Source organism: Streptomyces sp. NPDC032126, assembly GCF_055580085.1.
Map to the genome: position 1 here is coordinate 1,236,189 of NZ_JBVIMA010000001.1, position 16,728 is coordinate 1,252,916.

Annotated in this window: 18 protein-coding genes; 13 read left to right on the plus strand and 5 right to left on the minus strand. The window is 73.0% G+C overall.

The window, feature by feature from the left end; genetic code table 11:
* The first annotated feature begins 63 nt into the window (after positions 1 to 63).
* The 6 genes from ACZ5NW_RS05185 (at position 64) to ACZ5NW_RS05210 (ending at position 4,939) form a co-directional block, all read left to right on the plus strand.
* A complete protein-coding gene (locus ACZ5NW_RS05185; RefSeq protein ID WP_468742342.1) occupies positions 64 to 414 on the plus strand; it encodes a YciI family protein in 351 nt (116 codons plus the stop codon).
* A 22-nt stretch (positions 415 to 436) separates the two neighbouring features.
* The gene (locus tag ACZ5NW_RS05190; protein WP_468742343.1) at positions 437 to 1,636 is read left to right on the plus strand and encodes an RNA polymerase sigma factor; all 1,200 of its coding nucleotides are present in this window, start codon (positions 437 to 439) and stop codon (positions 1,634 to 1,636) included.
* 162 nt (positions 1,637 to 1,798) lie between these two features.
* On the plus strand, positions 1,799 to 3,121 hold the full coding sequence (locus tag ACZ5NW_RS05195) for an aldehyde dehydrogenase family protein (RefSeq protein WP_468742344.1): 1,323 nt from the start codon (positions 1,799 to 1,801) through the stop codon (positions 3,119 to 3,121).
* A 245-nt stretch (positions 3,122 to 3,366) separates the two neighbouring features.
* Positions 3,367 to 3,531 (plus strand): hypothetical protein, encoded by a 165-nt coding sequence (locus ACZ5NW_RS05200; protein ID WP_468742345.1) that lies wholly within the window; start codon positions 3,367 to 3,369, stop codon positions 3,529 to 3,531.
* Positions 3,528 to 4,100, plus strand: a complete 573-nt coding sequence (locus ACZ5NW_RS05205; protein WP_468742346.1) for an RNA polymerase sigma factor — start codon at positions 3,528 to 3,530, stop codon at positions 4,098 to 4,100. Before ACZ5NW_RS05200 ends, ACZ5NW_RS05205 begins: the two co-directional genes overlap by 4 nt.
* Positions 4,097 to 4,939: a hypothetical protein gene (locus tag ACZ5NW_RS05210; RefSeq protein WP_468742347.1), complete on the plus strand. Its 843-nt coding sequence runs from the start codon at positions 4,097 to 4,099 to the stop codon at positions 4,937 to 4,939. Before ACZ5NW_RS05205 ends, ACZ5NW_RS05210 begins: the two co-directional genes overlap by 4 nt.
* A 111-nt stretch (positions 4,940 to 5,050) precedes the next feature.
* On the opposite strand, the gene ACZ5NW_RS05215 is transcribed toward ACZ5NW_RS05210, so the two are convergent.
* Positions 5,051 to 5,527, minus strand: coding sequence for a pyridoxamine 5'-phosphate oxidase family protein (locus ACZ5NW_RS05215; RefSeq protein WP_468742348.1), 477 nt, complete (start codon positions 5,525 to 5,527; stop codon positions 5,051 to 5,053).
* 184 nt (positions 5,528 to 5,711) lie between these two features.
* Here ACZ5NW_RS05215 and ACZ5NW_RS05220 point away from each other — a divergent pair, with 184 nt between their 5' ends.
* Together ACZ5NW_RS05220 and ACZ5NW_RS05225 are read left to right on the plus strand one after the other, a co-directional pair.
* On the plus strand, positions 5,712 to 6,095 hold the full coding sequence (locus tag ACZ5NW_RS05220; RefSeq protein WP_468742349.1) for a VOC family protein: 384 nt from the start codon (positions 5,712 to 5,714) through the stop codon (positions 6,093 to 6,095).
* 69 nt (positions 6,096 to 6,164) lie between these two features.
* On the plus strand, positions 6,165 to 7,235 hold the full coding sequence (locus ACZ5NW_RS05225; protein ID WP_468742350.1) for an adenosine deaminase: 1,071 nt from the start codon (positions 6,165 to 6,167) through the stop codon (positions 7,233 to 7,235).
* Here the strand turns inward: ACZ5NW_RS05225 and ACZ5NW_RS05230 are convergent.
* Both ACZ5NW_RS05230 and ACZ5NW_RS05235 read right to left on the minus strand, forming a co-directional pair.
* Positions 7,217 to 7,732 (minus strand): mycothiol transferase, encoded by a 516-nt coding sequence (locus tag ACZ5NW_RS05230; protein ID WP_468742351.1) that lies wholly within the window; start codon positions 7,730 to 7,732, stop codon positions 7,217 to 7,219. The two genes, ACZ5NW_RS05225 and ACZ5NW_RS05230, sit on opposite strands and share 19 nt — an antisense overlap.
* A gap of 25 nt (positions 7,733 to 7,757) precedes the next feature.
* Positions 7,758 to 8,642, minus strand: coding sequence for a LysR family transcriptional regulator (locus tag ACZ5NW_RS05235; protein WP_468742352.1), 885 nt, complete (start codon positions 8,640 to 8,642; stop codon positions 7,758 to 7,760).
* A 115-nt stretch (positions 8,643 to 8,757) separates the two neighbouring features.
* Here ACZ5NW_RS05235 and mgrA point away from each other — a divergent pair, with 115 nt between their 5' ends.
* On the plus strand, positions 8,758 to 9,750 hold the full coding sequence (gene mgrA / locus ACZ5NW_RS05240) for an L-glyceraldehyde 3-phosphate reductase (protein ID WP_468742353.1): 993 nt from the start codon (positions 8,758 to 8,760) through the stop codon (positions 9,748 to 9,750).
* Positions 9,751 to 9,986: 236 nt separating this feature from the next.
* On the opposite strand, the gene ACZ5NW_RS05245 is transcribed toward mgrA, so the two are convergent.
* A complete protein-coding gene (locus ACZ5NW_RS05245) occupies positions 9,987 to 10,370 on the minus strand; it encodes a nuclear transport factor 2 family protein (protein WP_468742354.1) in 384 nt (127 codons plus the stop codon).
* A gap of 325 nt (positions 10,371 to 10,695) precedes the next feature.
* On the opposite strand from ACZ5NW_RS05245, the gene ACZ5NW_RS05250 reads away from it, so the two are divergent.
* The 4 genes from ACZ5NW_RS05250 to ACZ5NW_RS05265 all read left to right on the plus strand — a co-directional run bounded on the left by ACZ5NW_RS05250 (position 10,696) and on the right by ACZ5NW_RS05265 (position 15,362).
* Positions 10,696 to 11,106 carry a hypothetical protein gene (locus tag ACZ5NW_RS05250; protein ID WP_468742355.1) on the plus strand — a complete coding sequence of 137 codons (411 nt, stop codon included), beginning with the start codon at positions 10,696 to 10,698 and terminating at the stop codon, positions 11,104 to 11,106.
* A 67-nt stretch (positions 11,107 to 11,173) separates the two neighbouring features.
* Entirely contained in the window at positions 11,174 to 13,519 is a 2,346-nt protein-coding gene (locus tag ACZ5NW_RS05255; RefSeq protein ID WP_468742356.1) for an FHA domain-containing protein, read from the plus strand.
* Between the two features lie 8 nt (positions 13,520 to 13,527).
* The gene (locus tag ACZ5NW_RS05260) at positions 13,528 to 14,091 is read left to right on the plus strand and encodes a hypothetical protein (RefSeq protein ID WP_468742357.1); all 564 of its coding nucleotides are present in this window, start codon (positions 13,528 to 13,530) and stop codon (positions 14,089 to 14,091) included.
* A 224-nt stretch (positions 14,092 to 14,315) separates the two neighbouring features.
* Positions 14,316 to 15,362 carry a serine/threonine-protein kinase gene (locus tag ACZ5NW_RS05265; protein WP_468742358.1) on the plus strand — a complete coding sequence of 349 codons (1,047 nt, stop codon included), beginning with the start codon at positions 14,316 to 14,318 and terminating at the stop codon, positions 15,360 to 15,362.
* Between the two features lie 9 nt (positions 15,363 to 15,371).
* Here ACZ5NW_RS05265 and ACZ5NW_RS05270 read toward each other — a convergent pair whose 3' ends face one another.
* Positions 15,372 to 16,622, minus strand: a complete 1,251-nt coding sequence (locus tag ACZ5NW_RS05270) for a streptophobe family protein (protein ID WP_468742359.1) — start codon at positions 16,620 to 16,622, stop codon at positions 15,372 to 15,374.
* Between the last annotated feature and the right edge of the window lie 106 nt (positions 16,623 to 16,728).

Here is a 16,728-nt window from a genome sequence, read left to right on the forward strand (position 1 = left end):
GATCGGGGGGACCGCCGTTCGTGTAGGGGATGAGAGAAACGGCACGACGCCAAGGAGGACGTCATGAAGCACTACCTGCTCAGCGTGGTCCAGCCCGCCGACGGCCAGCCGCCCGCCCCCGACGAGATGGCCGAGATCATGCGCCGCGTCAAGGAGTACAACGACGAGCTGCGCGCCGCCGGGGCCTGGGTCTTCGCCGGCGGCCTGCACGGCCCGGAGACCGCCACCGTGCTGCGCCCGAAGGACGGCGACGTCCTCGTCACCGACGGGCCGTACGCCGAGGGCAAGGAGTACCTCGGCGGGCTGTGCCTGATCCGCGCCGCCGACCTCGACGAGGCCCTCGCCTGGGGCCGCAAGGCCGCCCTGGCCACCACCCTGCCCATCGAGGTGCGGCCCTTCATGGACCAGCACTGATGCCCTTCATCGACCAGCACCGATGACGGACACCATCGACGTCGAGGCCGTCTTCCGAGCGGAATACGGCCGCGCCGTCGCCGTCCTCGTCCGCTACCTCGGCGACATCGACCTCGCCGAGGAAGCGGTCCAGGACGCCTTCACCACGGCGCTGCGGCGCTGGCCGCAGACCGGGGTGCCGCCGAGCCCGGCGGGCTGGATCATCACCACCGCGCGGCACCGCGCCGTCGACGTGCTGCGCCGCGAGGCGAAACGCGACGAACGCCAGGCGCAGGCCGCCCTGCTCCAGGCATCCGACGCACCGGCCGAGGAGGGACCCGTGCAGGACGACCGACTCCGGCTGATCTTCACCTGCTGCCATCCCGCGCTCGCCCCCCAGGCCCAGGTCGCCCTCACCCTGCGCCTGCTCGGCGGTCTCACCACGGCGCAGATCGCGCAGGCCTTCCTGGTGCCCGAGCCGACCATGGCCCAGCGCCTCGTCCGGGCCAAGGCCAAGATCCGGGACGCGCGCATCCCGTACCGCGTGCCCCGCGACGCCGACCTCCCGGACCGGCTGAAGGGCGTCCTCGCCGTCGTCTACCTGATCTTCAACGAGGGCTACACCGGCGACCCCGGACTGTGCGCCGAGGCCGTCCGCCTCGGCCGTCTCCTCGCCGAGCTCATGCCGGACGAACCCGAGGTCACCGGGCTGCTGGCGCTGATGCTGCTGGCCGAGTCGCGCCGGCCCGCGCGGGAGGACGCCGACGGCACGCTCGTGCCGCTGCCCGAGCAGGACCGCACCCGGTGGGACGGCGATCTGATCGCCGAGGGTCAGGCGCTCGTCCGCCGCTGTCTGCGCCTGGGGCGGCCGGGGCCGTACCAGATCCAGGCCGCCGTCAACGCCGTGCACAGCGACGCGCCGAGCGCCGACGCCACCGACTGGGGGCAGATCCTGCGGCTGTACGACCAGCTCATGGCCGTGGCCCCGAGCCCCGTCGTCGCCCTGAACCGGGCCGTCGCCCTCGCCGAGGTCGAGGGGCCGCGCCCCGCCCTCGCCGCCGTGGACGCGCTCGACCTCGACGGCTACCACGTCTTCCACGCGGTCCGCGCCGACCTGCTGCGCCGCCTGGGCCGCCACACGGAGGCGGTACGGGCGTACGAGGCGGCGATCGAACGCACCCCGAGCCGGGCGGAGCGCACCTACCTGGAACGCCGACGCCGGCAACTGCTCCACACCCCCTGACCCACGCGACCACCCACGCTGTGCGCGCCGATCGCAAGGCCCGGAGCGACGCTCGGCGCCGCGGGAATGTATTTCGGTGTATGAAAGGTTGGCATATACATCGAGCCGCCCGGCTCGCCACGCCCCAGGGCCGCCCAGGCCCCCGCACCCCAGCGAGGCACCGTGACCACCGCCACCCCCGAGCAGCCCGCCGACGTCGTCGCCCGGCTGCGCGCCGCCTTCCGCACCGGCCGTACCCAGCCCGTCGCATGGCGCACCGGCCAGCTCCGCCGGCTGCGGGAGATGCTCACGGACCGGGGCGACGACCTCGCCGCCGCCCTCCACGCGGACCTCGGCAAGAGCGCCACCGAGGCCCACCGCACCGAGATCGGCTTCACCGTCCGCGAGATCGACCACACCCTGGACCACCTGGACGACTGGCTGCGCCCCGAGCCCGCCCCCGTCCCGGCCCACCTCGGCGCCGACGCCACCGCCTGGACGCAGTACGACCCCCTCGGTGTCGTCCTCGTCATCGCCCCCTGGAACTACCCGGCCCAGCTCCTGCTCGCCCCGCTCGTCGGCGCCCTCGCCGCGGGCAACGCGGTCGTCGTCAAGCCCAGCGAGCTGGCCCCCGCCACCTCCGCCGCGCTCGCCCGTCTGCTGCCCGCGTACCTCGACACCGAGGCGGTCGCCGTCGTCGAGGGCGGCGTCCCCGAGACCACGGCCCTGCTCGCCGAGCGCTTCGACCACATCTTCTACACCGGCAACGGCACCGTCGGCCGGGTCGTGATGCGCGCCGCCGCCGAGCACCTCACCCCGGTCACCCTCGAACTCGGCGGCAAGTCACCGGCGTTCGTCGACCGCGACGCCGACCTCAAGGTGGTCGCCGACCGGCTGGCCCGCGGCAAGTTCCTCAACGCCGGCCAGACCTGCGTCGCCCCCGACTACGTCCTGACCGACCCCGAGACCGCCGTCGACCTCGAAGCCGCCCTCGCCGACGCCGTGCGGTCGGTCTACGGGGACGACCCGCAGACCGACGGCGAGTACGGCCGGATCGTCAACGAGCGCCACTTCGACCGGCTCACCGCCCTGCTCGGCTCCGGCCGGGTCGTCGTCGGCGGGCGCGGCGACCGCGCGGACAAGTACATCGCGCCGACCGTCCTCGCCGACGTCGACCCCGCGTCGCCCGTGATGCGCGAGGAGATCTTCGGCCCGATCCTGCCCATCGTGACCGTCGCCGGCCTCGACGAGGCGATCGGCTTCATCAACGACCGGGACAAGCCGCTCGCCCTCTACGTCTTCTCCGCATCCGACGACACCCGCCGCCGGATCGCCGCGGAGACCTCCTCCGGCGGCCTCGGATACGGCCTTCCCCTCGCTCATCTCACCGTCTCCGACCTGCCGTTCGGCGGCGTCGGCGAGAGCGGCATGGGCAGCTACCACGGCCGCTACTCCATCGAGACGTTCAGCCACCGCAAGGCGGTCCTGGACAAGCCGCTGGGCTGAGCCGGGCGGGCCATTCGGCCGAAGCGGGCAGGAGCGGGCGCAAGTAGTCCGGCAAGTGACAGCAAAGCCACGGCAGTTAGTCCGGAACGGCTCGGTCCGTAGTCCGAACCGGCCAAATCCGCCGGGCATTCGAACCCGGCTTGCACGAAACCCCGCCGCCGGACGCCGTGGGGGGCAGAAGGTGTGACATACGCCTTCCGGGGCTCCTGGGCCCCGACCGCCCCACGGAGAGGACCGAAGGGTCCGTGAACGACCAGTTCGAACAGCTCGCCCGGGACCTGGCGTTGTCCCTGCTCACCCTGCGGGTCTTCGGACCCGGCGTGCTCGCCTGCGCACGCCGGGTCGCCGCCGCCCTCGTCCGCGTGGGCGTCCGGGAGATGGACCACCGGCTGCCGGGGGGCGATCGGTGACCCGGGGGGAGTCGAAGGCGCGCGCGGGCGGACCCCAGCGGGTGCCCGAGAAGCTGCCCCTGGACTTCTCGGCCTTCCACCAGATGCACCGGCCGCGCTATGTGCGCGAGGCCGAGCGCTGTCTGCGCTGCCGCGCCGACGCGGAGGAGGCCGTCGACGAGGCGTTCGTCCAACTCCACCGGGAATGGCCGCAGATACTCAGCACCGACAATCCCGCCGCCTACGCCTGGCGGGTCGTGAAGAACCGGGTCATCGACCACGCCCGGGCCCGCGGCCGGCGCGCCACCCTCATGGACACCGCGGTCTTCGAGACCGTCACCCTGCAGGGCGCCGAGGACGCCTTCGAGGTGATCGAGCAGAACCTGCGCCTGTTCCGCGCGATCTCCACCCTCCCCGAGCGCCAGCGCGACGTCATCCGGCTGCGCTACTGCGAGGGGTACAGCACCGCCGAGGTGGCCTTCCACCTCGGCATCGCCGAGGCGACAGTGCGCTCCACCGAGCGCTACGCCAAGCGCCGGCTGCGGGAGATCTACGCGTCGTGCGCCGAGGAGGAAGGGGACGGTTCATGAGCTTCGACACCGTGAACGACGTGGACGCCCTGCTCGCCGGGGCGCGGCTGGTGCCCACCGCCCCCTACACCCGCGCGGACATCGAGGCCGCCGAGGCGCGCATCGCCGCGAGGGTCGCCGCCCACCCCGACGATCCCCGTCCCGCCGCCGCGGGCCGCCGCCGGGAGGTCCACCCGGCCGCCCGCGACCTGCGCGCCCTGTGCGAGGCGCTGCTGACCAGGCCCGGCGCGCTGCGGGGCCTCGGCGCCTTCCACGGCAGCGCGCTGCCCGAGCCCTCCGGCGCCCGGATCCTCGGCGCCCTGCTCCACCTCGCCGGCTGCGAGGACAGCGCCCGTTTCTGGTGGCAGTACGGCGCCGGAGCCTCCGACACCGTCTCCTCGTACTGCCTCTACCTCCACCACCGCGCCCTCGGCGAGGACGCGGAGGCCGACTGGTGGCTGCGCCACACCGAGATCACCCCGGCCACCCTGAGCCGGGAGGCGACCGAACTGGAGATCGCCACCGCCCTGCACGTGCTGCGGGGCCTGCGGCGCGGGGGACGCGGGCTGCCCCAGCCCCTGCGCGCCCTGGTGGAGTACGTCCCGGCCGTGATCGGCTTCGTCGACGACGACCTGGAACTGCCCCTGCCGGACGGCGACCTCGCCGACCTGCTCGACGAGGTCGCGGGCCAGGGGCAGCCCCCGGCCCGCCCGGGGCACCGCCCGCACCCCGGTTCCCTGCCCGAGCGCAGGGACCCGGCCGTGCACACCGTCTCCTCGGCCTCCCCGCGCACCCCCCGCCACTGGAGCCGCGACGTCCAGGAGGCCCTGCGCCGGTGCGAGGAGACGGTGGCCTGCTGAGCCCGCCCCCGGCGACCTCGCGGAGGCGGCCGGTCGGTACGAGCCGGCCGCCGCGTGGCGTGGCGTGGCGTCCACCATGCAGCGGGGTGAAGACGATGCCCCGCCGCCCCTCTACTCCACGCCCGTCCCGTCCCCCACCCACACCCCGTCCCGCATCAGATGCCGCCCCGCCAGCTCGTGCACCCCGCACCACGCCTGCACCGCTCGCGGGCGCACGCGGAAGAAGGCGTAGGAGGCGCTGTCCCGGCGTGGATCCCAGCCCGTCTTCGCGACGAACGCGCCGACGGCCGCCTCCGGCGCCTCCCGGGCCGGGTACATGGTGACGTCGCCGTCGATGAGGACGACGTCCCGCGTGTCCCCGAACGCCAGCCGCGCCCGCGCGCCGTCGCGCAGATTGCGGCCGGTGGGGTTGGTGAGGCGGGTGGACGCCCACAGGTGCTCGCCGTCCCACACGAACCACAGCGCGACCAGACAGGGCAGCCCCTCGGCGTCCGCCGTGGCCACCCAGACGTCCGTCTCCCGCTCCAGCCGGCTCAGGACGTCCTGCTTGCGCTCCTGGGGGCCGCGCGGCGACTCGTTGATCTTCATGGCGGGGACGCTATCCGGGCGCGTGACCGCCTCGCCTCGGGCGTGCGGACCGGCCCGCCTCCATCCCTGGCCCTAGGTCCACCGAAAGCGACTGGCGCGCGTGACGTTTTACGTATAACCTCTTCCGCTAATCAGCCCTCCCGAAAGGCGCTGACCAGTACTCGGTACTCCCCGAAAGGCCCTGATGAGACGCGTCGCCCTGGTCACCCTCGTCGTCGACGACTACGACGAGGCGATCCGCTTCTACACCGAGGCCCTCGGATTCACGCTCGTGGAGGACACCCCGCGCCCCGACGGCTCCCGCTGGGTGGTCGTCCAGGTCGACGAGGGCAGCGGGCTGCTGCTCGCCCGCGCCAAGGGCGACGGCCAGCGCGCCCGCGTCGGCGACCAGACCGGCGGGCGCGTCGGGTTCTTCCTGCACACGGACGACTTCGCCCGCGACCACGCCCGGATGCTCGCCGCCGGTGTGACCTTCCTGGAGGAGCCCCGCCACGAGGCCTACGGCTCGGTCGCCGTCTTCCAGGACCTCTACGGCAACCGCTGGGACCTCCTCCAGCCCGCCGGCTGAACCGGCTCCCGCGCCCCGAACCACCCCCCCGCTCCGCCTCGCCCGCTTCAAGGAAAGACCGCACCCACCATGACTGCTACGCGCGTAGACGCCGATGTGATCCGCCGCCTCCCCAAGGCCGTCCTGCACGACCACCTCGACGGCGGCCTGCGTCCCGCCACCGTCGTCGAGCTCGCCGAGGCGGTCGGTCACACCCTGCCCACCACCGACCCCGACGAGCTGGCCGCCTGGTACTTCGAGGCCGCCAACTCCGGCGACCTGGTGCGCTACATCGCCACCTTCGAGCACACCCTCGCCGTCATGCAGAGCCGCGAGGGCCTGCTGCGCACGGCGGAGGAGTACGTCCTGGACCTCGCCGCCGACGGCGTCGTCTACGGCGAGGTGCGCTACGCCCCCGAGCTGAACACCAACGGCGGACTGACCCTCGCCGAGGTCGTGGAGACGGTCCAGGAGGGACTCGCCGCGGGCATGGCGAAGGCGGCCGCGGCCGGCACCCCGGTCCGGGTCGGCACCCTGCTGTGCGGCATGCGCATGTTCGACCGGGTGCGCGAGGCCGCCGACCTGGCCGTCGCCTTCCGTGACGCCGGTGTCGTCGGCTTCGACATCGCCGGTGCCGAGGCGGGCTTCCCGGCCGCCGACCACCTCGCCGCCTTCGAGCACCTGCGCCGCGAGAGCGTGCCCTTCACCATCCACGCCGGTGAGGCCGACGGCCTGTCCAGCATCCACCAGGCGCTCCAGATCTGCGGCGCCCAGCGCATCGGCCACGGCGTGCGCATCACCGACGACATCGTCGACGGCAAGCTCGGCCGCCTGGCCGGCTGGGTGCGTGACCGCCGTATCGCCCTGGAGATGTGCCCGACGTCCAACCTCCAGACCGGCGCCGCTACCTCCATCGCGGAGCACCCGATCACCGCGCTGAAGGACCTCGGCTTCCGGGTCACCCTCAACACCGACAACCGCCTGGTCTCCGGCACCACGATGACCCGGGAGATGTCCCTGCTGGTCGAGGAGGCCGGCTGGGGCGTCGAGGACCTGCGCACGGTCACGGTGAACGCCCTGAAGAGCGCGTTCATCCCGTTCGACGAGCGCAAGGCCCTCATCGAGGACGTCGTGCTGCCGGGCTACGCCGCGGCGCTCTGAAGCAGCCCGCGCACATAGGCGGCCTGTCCGACGTGCTGGAGATCGTCGGACAGGACGCTCACCAGCCGTACGCCGAGGGTGACCGGCGGATCCCAGCGTTCGTCCACGACGCGTTCCAGGTCCGCCGCGGTCACCGAGCGCAGCGCCTGGAGGGTCTGCGCGTGGACGGCGTCGTAGTACCCGGTCAGCAGGTCGGCCGAGTCGACCCGCACCTTCGCGACCTTCGCCGCGCTGTGCCCGTACCCGGTGTCATGGCGCGGCAGGTCGAGCCCGAACCGCTTCTCCCAGTCCTGGTCGAGCCACACCTGGTCGAGCCCGAAGGCGTCGGCGACGTGGTCGTCCTGGACCCGGGTGAGATGCCAGATCAGCCAGGTCACCGAGTTGGTCTCGGCGGTGGGCCGGGCGTTGAGGTCGTCGGCGTCGAGTCCCTCGACCGCCGCGTGGACTTCTTCCCGGATGCGGTCGTATCCGTCGATGAGGATGTCCTTCGCATGCATACGACCACCATCGCGCAGTCGGCGGTCACGCGCCCCCGGTTTCCAGGAGCGCCATGAGTGCCCGCGCCGCCGGGCTGGTGGCCTGTGGCGGCGGCAGCAGGGCGACGGTCTCGTACGCCGCGTCGCCGGTGCCCCTGAGGGGCAGGGCGGTGAGCGCCGCCCGCTTGTGGCGGAAGTGGCGCGGTACGACGGCGATGCCCAGGTTCTCGTCGATCAGGTCGAGGAGGCTGTGCACGTCGTTGACCTCCAGGGCGACCGTGCGGCGCAGACCCGCCTCGGCGAAGGCGGTGTCGGTCGCCCGGCGCGGCCCCCAGTCGGGGTGGAAGTCGACGAACACCTCGCCCGCGATGTCCCGCGGGGTGAGCGCGGCCGCGGTGCCGACGAGGCGGTGGTCGGGATGGCACAGCACGTACATCGGCTCGTCGGCCAGGGACACCGTGCGCAGCTGGTCGCTGTCCGGTTCGGTCCGGTAGGCGAAGGCCAGGTCGAGCCGGCCGGCCGCGACCTCCTCGGCGAGCGTGCCCGAGCCGTGCTGCCGCAGCCGGATCTCCACGTCCGGGTGGCGGCGCCGGAACGCGGCGAGGAGCCGGGGCGGATGCACCCCGGCGACGCACTGCTCGGCGCCCAGCGTGAGCGTGCCCCGCAGCACGCCCTGCACGGCGGCGACGGCCTCGTGCGCGGCGCGCACCTGGGCCAGGACGCGCTCGGCCTCGCCGAGCAGGGCCCGGCCCGCCTCGGTGAGCGTCACCCGCCGCGTGGTCCGTACGAACAGGGGCGCCCGCAGTTCCCGCTCCAGGGCCCTGATCGACGCCGACAGGCCGGACTGGGACACCATCAGGCGTTCGGCCGCCCGGGTGAAGTGCTGGTCCTCGGCGACCGCGACGAAATGCTGGAGATGACGCAGTTCCACGATTGAGCAGCCTAGTCGCTGAATCCCATCGGATTCTTCTGTTGGACCACTGCTCCGAGGTCACGCGAGAGTGGGAGCAGCCCGATCACCGTGTCCCACCCCTCATGGAGTCGCGTTGTACACCGCACACCCCGACCGTTACGCCGAGATGCCCTACCGGCGCAGCGGGCGCAGCGGCCTGAAGCTTCCCGCGCTGTCCCTCGGCCTGTGGCACAACTTCGGTCCGGACCGGCCGGTCGAGACCCAGCGGGCCATCCTGCGCCGCGCCTTCGACCTGGGCGTCACCCACTTCGACCTGGCCAACAACTACGGCCCGCCGCCCGGCGCGGCGGAGTCCGCGCTCGGTCAGTTCCTGAAGCGGGACTTCGCGCGCTACCGCGACGAGCTGATCATCTCCACCAAGGCCGGCTATCTGATGTGGCCCGGCCCCTACGGCGAGTGGGGCTCCCGCAAGTACCTGCTGTCCTCGCTGGACCAGAGCCTGAGCCGGATGGGCCTGGACTACGTCGACATCTTCTACTCGCACCGCCCCGACCCGGACACTCCGCTGGAGGAGACGATGGGCGCCCTGCACTCCGCGGTGCAGCAGGGCAAGGCGCTCTACGTGGGCGTCTCCAACTACTCCGCCGAGCAGACCCGTGAGGCCGCCCGCATCCTGGGCGAGCTCGGCACCCCGTTGCTGATCCACCAGCCGCGCTACTCGATGCTCGACCGGCGCCCCGAGAGCGAGGGCCTGCTGGACGCGCTGGACGAGCTCCAGGTCGGCTCCATCGTCTTCTCCCCGCTGGAGCAGGGCCTGCTGACCTCGCGTTACCTCGACGGCATCCCGGAGGACTCGCGCGCCGCGAGCGACAGCCCCTTCCTGAACTCGGACGCCCTCACCGAGGAGCTGGTGGGCAGGCTGCGGGCGCTGGACGACATCGCGAAGTCGCGCGGTCAGTCGCTCGCCCAGCTGGCCCTGGCCTGGGTGCTGCGCGGTGGCCGGGTCACCTCGGCCCTGGTCGGCGCGAGCAGCGCGCGCCAGATCGAGGACAGTGTCGGCGCGCTGACGAACCTGGACTTCGACGCGGACGAGCTGGCCCGTATCGACGCGATCGTCAACGGCTGAGTCGTTCGATCAGGCGGACGGCGACCCGGTCGCCCTCCGCCTTTTCCAGGCGCCTTTGGCCGGGCTCTGATCAGGACGGCGGAGAATTCCGCGTCCCGTTCTTCTTCCCCGCCCATGATTCCTCTTCCCCGCCCATGATTCTTTTCCTGCGCTCGCGGCGATCCATGACAGGGGTGGACCGCCGCGTGCGGGAATTCATCGCGGGCGCCGCCGCGCGTACCGTTTCGGCCGCCGCCTCAGGCCCCGGCGGGCACCCGGTCCAGGAATCCGAGGACGGCCGTGATCCGGTCCTCGGCGTCCAGGGTGATCACGTCGAAACCGGCCACGGGCGCGGAGCCGTCCCTCTCGTTCACGAGTTCCCAGGAGAAGCGCGCTGTGTCGTGGTGACCGTCGACGGTGCCCGTGAGCCGGAAGGCGAAGCCCGGGAACTGGCCGTGCGCGGCCGCGATCACCGCGGCGACGGAGTCGTGCCCGGCGACGTCGGCCAGGGGGTCGGTGTAGGTGCCGTCCTCGGCCCACGCCGCGGCAACAGCCTTGGCCAAAGCCTCCGGCTCGCGGGCGTTCCAGGCCTCGAAGTAGCGGGCGACGGCGTTCTCGTGGCGTGCGGTGTTCTCGGACATGCGGAAATCAGCCCCCATCGGGTCGTTCGTGCTGGTCGGGAAACGGATCGCGGCTTTCCCGATCCGGTGCGACCAGCCTGCCCGCACCCCCCGGGCCGGGTCGATTACCTCCCGGGTAATGCGGCGGACTCACGACGCCATCGGATTTCGGCCAGGAACGGCCGTGAATATGCCAGGAGAGTGGCCGGAAAGTCGTGGTGACAGTGTTTTAGAAGTGAACATACTCGAACGTCAGGGGCAGTTCGCCACGCATGAGCCCCTTCGCCACGCATGAGCCGCAGGGAAAGCGAGGCCCGGTCGCCCACCAACGACGGGGGAGTGAGACGTGCACGACGAATTCCTGTGCCATGTCACCGCGTACGGCATGTGCGACGGCCGGCGCATCGGCGTACCGCTCGGCACATACCGGGCGCCCACCCTGGCGCTCGCCCTGTGGTGGCTGCGCGACCGGGCCTCCTGGATCGCCGAACGGCTCGACCCGCTGCCCGAGAGCGCGCGCTTCCCGGCCGGGGCGCTGGTCCCGGTCTCCGACACCGTGCCCGATGTGCCGGGCGTCCTGCGCTCCTGGTGCGCGGACGTGGCCCAGCAGGAGCTGGTCGCCGACGAGCTGGCCGGCGGGCGGCTGGTGCGGATCGCCGCCAGCGACGACACCACGGAGTACGAGCTGCTCGCCGAGTCCGTCGACGCCCTGCGCATGCAGCGCACCGTCCCCGCGCTGGTGGTGCCGGTCGCCTGAGGCGGCCGGTGAGCGGTCGGCTGTCGCTCGTTGCGCGCAGACAGGGGCGAATCGATAGAATTCCGGCATGGTGGAGCGGCAGTTCGCCTCGACCGCGCCCGAACTCGTGCTGGAGACCGAGTCGGGCTCGACGGTGATGATCCCGAGCCACGCCTACCACGTGGGGCGCGACCCGCTGAGCGACATCGTCCTCGACGACACCCGCGTCTCCTGGCACCACGCCGTGCTGCGCCCCGACGGCGACCACTGGACGCTGGAGGACGAGCACAGCACCAACGGAACGTACGCGGACGGCCGGCGCGTCCACGCCTGGGACGTCGGGCCGGGCAGCGTGATCCACTTCGGCAGCGCCGCCGACGGCCCCCGCGCCGTCCTCGTGGGACGCCGCCGCCCCCGCCCCGCCCCCGAGCGCCCCTCGGGCGTCTCCATGCCCGCGCTCACCGGCACCTTCCGGCAGCCCACCGCGGTCCGCCGGCTGCCCACCCGGACCGTGCGCATCGGCCGCGCCCCCGACAACGACCTCGTCGTCGACGACCTGACCGTCTCCCGCCACCACGCCGAACTGCGCGCCCTGCCCGAAGGCGGCTACGAGATCGTCGACCTCGGCAGCCACAACGGCACCTACGTCAACGGCAGCCCGGTCACCGGCGCCCCCCTGCTGCCCGGAGACATCCTCGGCATCGGCCACTCCGGGTTCTGCCTGGTCGGCGACGAACTCCAGGAGTACGTCGACACCGGCGAGGTCTCCCTCGACGTGCAGGACCTCACCGTCGCCGTCGACCGCGGCCGCAAGCGGCTCCTGGACCACGTGTCCTTCCCGGTGGGGGAGAAGTGCCTGCTCGCCGTCGTCGGACCGAGCGGCGCCGGCAAGTCCACCCTGCTCGGCGCGCTCACCGGACAGCGCCCCGCCGAACACGGCACGGTCGTCTACGACGGCCGCGACCTCTACCGCGACTACGCCGAACTGCGCCAGCGCATCGGACTCGTCCCCCAGGACGACATCCTGCACGCCCAGCTCACCGTACGCAGCGCCCTCTCCTACGCCGCCGAGCTGCGCTTCCCGCAGGACACCGCGCCGGCCGAGCGCCGCGCCCGCGTCGAGGAGGTCATCCTCGAACTGGGTCTCGAACAGCGCGCCGACCAGCCCGTGCACAGCCTCTCCGGCGGCCAGCGCAAGCGGGTCAGCGTCGCCCTGGAGCTGCTGACCAAGCCCTCCCTGCTCTTCCTCGACGAGCCGACCTCCGGCCTCGACCCCGGCATGGACCGCTCCGTGATGCACATGCTGCGCGGCCTCGCCGACGACGGACGCACGGTCATCGTCGTCACCCACAGTGTGCTCAGCCTCGATGTGTGCGACCGGCTCCTGGTCCTCGCCCCCGGCGGCCGGATCGCCTACTACGGCCCGCCCGACGAGGCCCTCGACTACTTCGGCTTCACCCAGTGGCCGGAGGCGTTCGAGGCGTTCGAACGGGACCGCGACCGGGACTGGGCGGGCCAGTACCGCGACTCGCCGCTCCACCAGCACTACGTCGTCGAGGCCAGCGCCCAGCCCCGGCTGCCCAGCGAGGGCCCGCTGGACATTCCGCCCCCGCCCCGCCCGCGCAGCCGCACCGCCCAGCTCGGCACGCTGGTGCGCCGCTACACGGCCGCCCTGGGCGCCGACCGCACCTTCCTCGTCATCATGATCGCCCTGCCGTTCGTGATGGGCGCGATGGCCCGCGCCCTGGCCGGCCGCGAGCTCACCCGGGAGACCGCGATGAACGCACTGCTGATCCTGTGCGTCGGCGGGGTCCTCACCGGCGCCGCCAACGCGGTGCGCGAGCTGGTCAAGGAACGGGTCATCTACCGGCGGGAGCGCGCCGTGGGCCTGTCCAGATCGGCGTACCTGATGTCGAAGGTGGTGGTGCTCGGCACGGTGACCGTCGTCCAGGCCGTGGTGCTGACCCTGGTCGCCCTGCTCGGCGTCGACCTCCACGCGCCCGACGGCAAAGGGGTGCTGATGCCGCCCCTGATCGAGATCACCGTCGCCGTCGCCCTGCTGGCCTTCACCGCGATGATGCTCGGCCTGGTGGTCTCCGCGCTGGTCACCAAGGAAGAGGTCACCATGCCGCTGCTGGTGCTGCTCGCCATCGTCCAAGTGGTGTTCTGCGGCGCCCTGCTGGAGCTGCACGGCGTGCTCGTCCTCGAACAGCTGGCGTGGCTCATCCCCTCCCGCTGGGCGCTCGGGGCGATGGCCGGCACGCTCGACCTGGCCCGGATCGTGCCCGGCGACCTGACCTCCGACCCGCTGTTCGAGCACTCGGCGGGCGTGTGGCTGCTCGACGTGGGCATGCTCGTCGTGCTCTCGGTGCTGTTCGGCTGGGTCGTCTCCCTGCTGCTGCGCCGGCACGAACCGGCCGTCATGCGGAAGTAGGTCCTGCCATGACGACTCCCGGATTCCGGCCCACGCACGTCGTCCCCCGGCACGGCATGCCCGCCTGGGAGGCCCCCGATCCGGCGCGCCCGGCCGCCCCGCTGGACGCGCTGCTGCCGGTCCAGCTGATCGAGCGGCGCGGCGACTGGGGGCATGTGCTGTGCTCCAACGGCTGGTCGGCCTGGGTCGACGGCCGCCATCTGATCGCCGTGGCGCAGGACCCGCCGCAGCCCGGCGGCGCCCTCGCCGCCACCGACCACCCCGGCCCCCTGCTCGCCCGCGCGGAACAGGCCCTGGCCCGCTACCGGGCGGCGGTCGAGGACCTCGCCCGCGGCGGACTCGACGCCGAGTCCTTCCGGCAGCGCACCCAGGGCCTGCGCATCGGCCTGGTCGTCGACGGCGAGTCCATGTGGCTCTACGACGCCACACACGGACGGTGGGTGTACGGCGACGGCACCCGCATGAGCACCTACGCCACCGACGGACCGCCGCACGGCCACCGCTCCGCCGAGCGACCCGCCGTCCAGGACGGCGGCTACGCCCCGACCCAGGTGGTCGAGGGCGACTACTGACGGCCGATGATCCCGATGACCGACACGCCCGACGAGCGAGAGCCCAGATGGCCGGGATTCCCGGTGGCCGAGATCCCCGGTGGCCGGGATTCCCGATGCCCGAGCCCCCTGATGGCCGGGATTCCCAGTGGCCGAGACCCCTGATGGCCGAGATTCCCGACGACCGAGACTCCTGATGACCGAGATTCCCGACGACCGAGCCTCCTGATGGCGGGTGACTGCTGATGGCCGGTGACACGAGCCTCTTCTCCGGCCGGGCCTCCGAGCTGATCGGCCGGCGGGTCGCCGGCTACCGCATCGAGCGCGAGATCGGCCGGGGCGGCATGGCCGTCGTCTACCGCGCCCGCGACCTGCGCCTGGACCGCACCGTCGCGCTGAAGCTGCTCGCGCCCGAACTGGCCCGCAACGACACATTCCGACGGCGCTTCACCCACGAGTCCCGGGCCGCCGCAGCGATCGACCACCCGCACATCGTCCCGGTCTACGAGGCGGACGAGACCGACGGCGTCCTGTACATCGCCATGCGCTACGTCGACGGCAGCGACCTGCGCCACCTCCTCGACCGCGAGGGCCCGCTGCCGCTGCCCATGGCCCTGCGGATCGCCGCCCAGGTCGCCTCCGCGCTGGACGCCGCCCACGAGCACGGACTGGTCCACCGGGACGTCAAGCCCGGCAACATCCTCGTCGCGCGCGGTACCGACAGCGACCACCCCGAGCACGCCTACCTCACCGACTTCGGCCTGACGAAGAAGTCGCTGTCCCTGACCGGCCTCACCAGCGTCGGCCAGTTCGTCGGCACCCTCGACTACGTCGCCCCCGAGCAGATCTCCGGCAAGCCGGTCGACGCCCGCTGCGACGTCTACGGCTTCGGCTGCGTGGTCTACGAGTGCCTGGCGGGCGGCCCGCCCTTCAGCCGCGAGGACGACATGGCGCTGCTGTGGGCCCACCAGTACGACGACCCGCCCCCGCTCACCGACGCCCGCCCCGACCTGCCGGCCCGCATCGACGCCGTCCTCGCCCGGGCCCTGGCCAAGAGCCCCGACGCCCGCCAGGACACCTGCCTCGCCTTCGTCGCCGAGCTGCGCGCGGCCGCCCGCGAGGTCCGGGACGCCGGGCACCCTCCGACGGAGCTGGACCTCCGGGTCGTACCGGAGGAGGACGACATCGGGGTCGTCCTGGAGTGGGACGACGCCGGGGTCGTACGGGAGGGGGAACCCGCGCCGAAGCCGCCGCCGCGCTGGGCGGCACCGGTGTTCCGCGCGCGGTGGTAGCGGGAGCGGTCAGGGACGCGGTACGCCGCCGGCCAGCAGCCCACCCAGGAAGCCGGCGACCAGTCCCCACAGCGCGGCCAGGCCCAGGGCCGTCCACAGGACGGGGCGCAGGAACAGTTCCCCGGACAGATCGCCGCCGAGGTCGCCGATGCCGAGCACCGACAGGCCGAAGTGCGCGGTGATCCGGCAGACCAGGCAGATCATCAGGACCGTCAGCACCATCGCGACCGCCATGTGCAGGGCGTGCCGCCACGCGCGCGTGCCGGCGGGTGAGCGGGCCGCCATCAGGAACGCCGCCGCCAGCACCAGCACCGAGTCGACCGCGACGAGCCACCACACCCGGCCGTCGTACGCGGCGAGGCTGCGGACGTTGAGGGTGGCCGTGTCGGAGCCGCGCAGCACCTCGTCCAGCACATGCGGCATCGGCAGGCCGAACGGGCCGTCCACCCGGCCCTCCCAGGTGGCGCCGAGGCCGAGGGTGAAGGCGAGCCACACCAGGTTGGGCAGCCCGAGCAGGACCACCGCGAGCGTCTCGGGCGCGTGCCCGCGCGTCGCCGCCACGACCACGGCGATCACCAGGCCCAGCGCGACGCACGCGAGCAGCAGCACCAGCATGGCGTGCGCGGCCGGGCGCACCGACTGCTGGAAGCGCAGCAGCCGGGGCGGGAGCGGGGCGCCGGGTGAGACCACCAGCGCGAGCGCCAGCACACCGGCCAGCCACACCGTCCCGACGAACAGCGTGAGCGGCACGTCCGTGGTGAAGCCGACCTTCGGGTGGATCCCCAACGCGTCGGCCAGATCGCCCAGTTCGTCCTGGCCGACGGAGAGCTCGAACGTCTGCCGGGCCGCGTACGACACGCCGAGCAGCCCGAGGAACCAGACCACGGCGACGCGGGCGGCCCAGCCGGTCAGCTCGGCGGCACCGGCGACCGCGCGGTGGCGCAGCGGGTGCAGGAAGCCGGCGGCGACGACCAGGGCCCCGGTGAGGGTGACCGACAGCGGGATCACGGTGAGTCCGGCCCGGGTGCCGGCGATCGCGCCCACGTCCCCGGACAGCTTCACCGTGCCGCCGACCGCGGTCACGACGGTCGCGGCGACGACGCGGGGGAAGGCGTGGTCCGGCAGATCCGCCGCCCCGGCCGCCCACAGCCCGAGCGCGGCCACGACGCCCATGGCGATCAGCCCGGCGAGGGCCGTGGCGACCGCCTGCGTCCAGCCATGACGGGCGACGACGGGGGCGGAGACGCTGCGCAGACTCACCCTGCCACGCTAAGCAGCCCTGTCCCGGACCGCCCGCCGGAAGGTCCGTTGGCGGGAACGGGTGCGCGAGGTCCGTGCGGTCTGCGTTTGCGAAGGGCGCGGGACC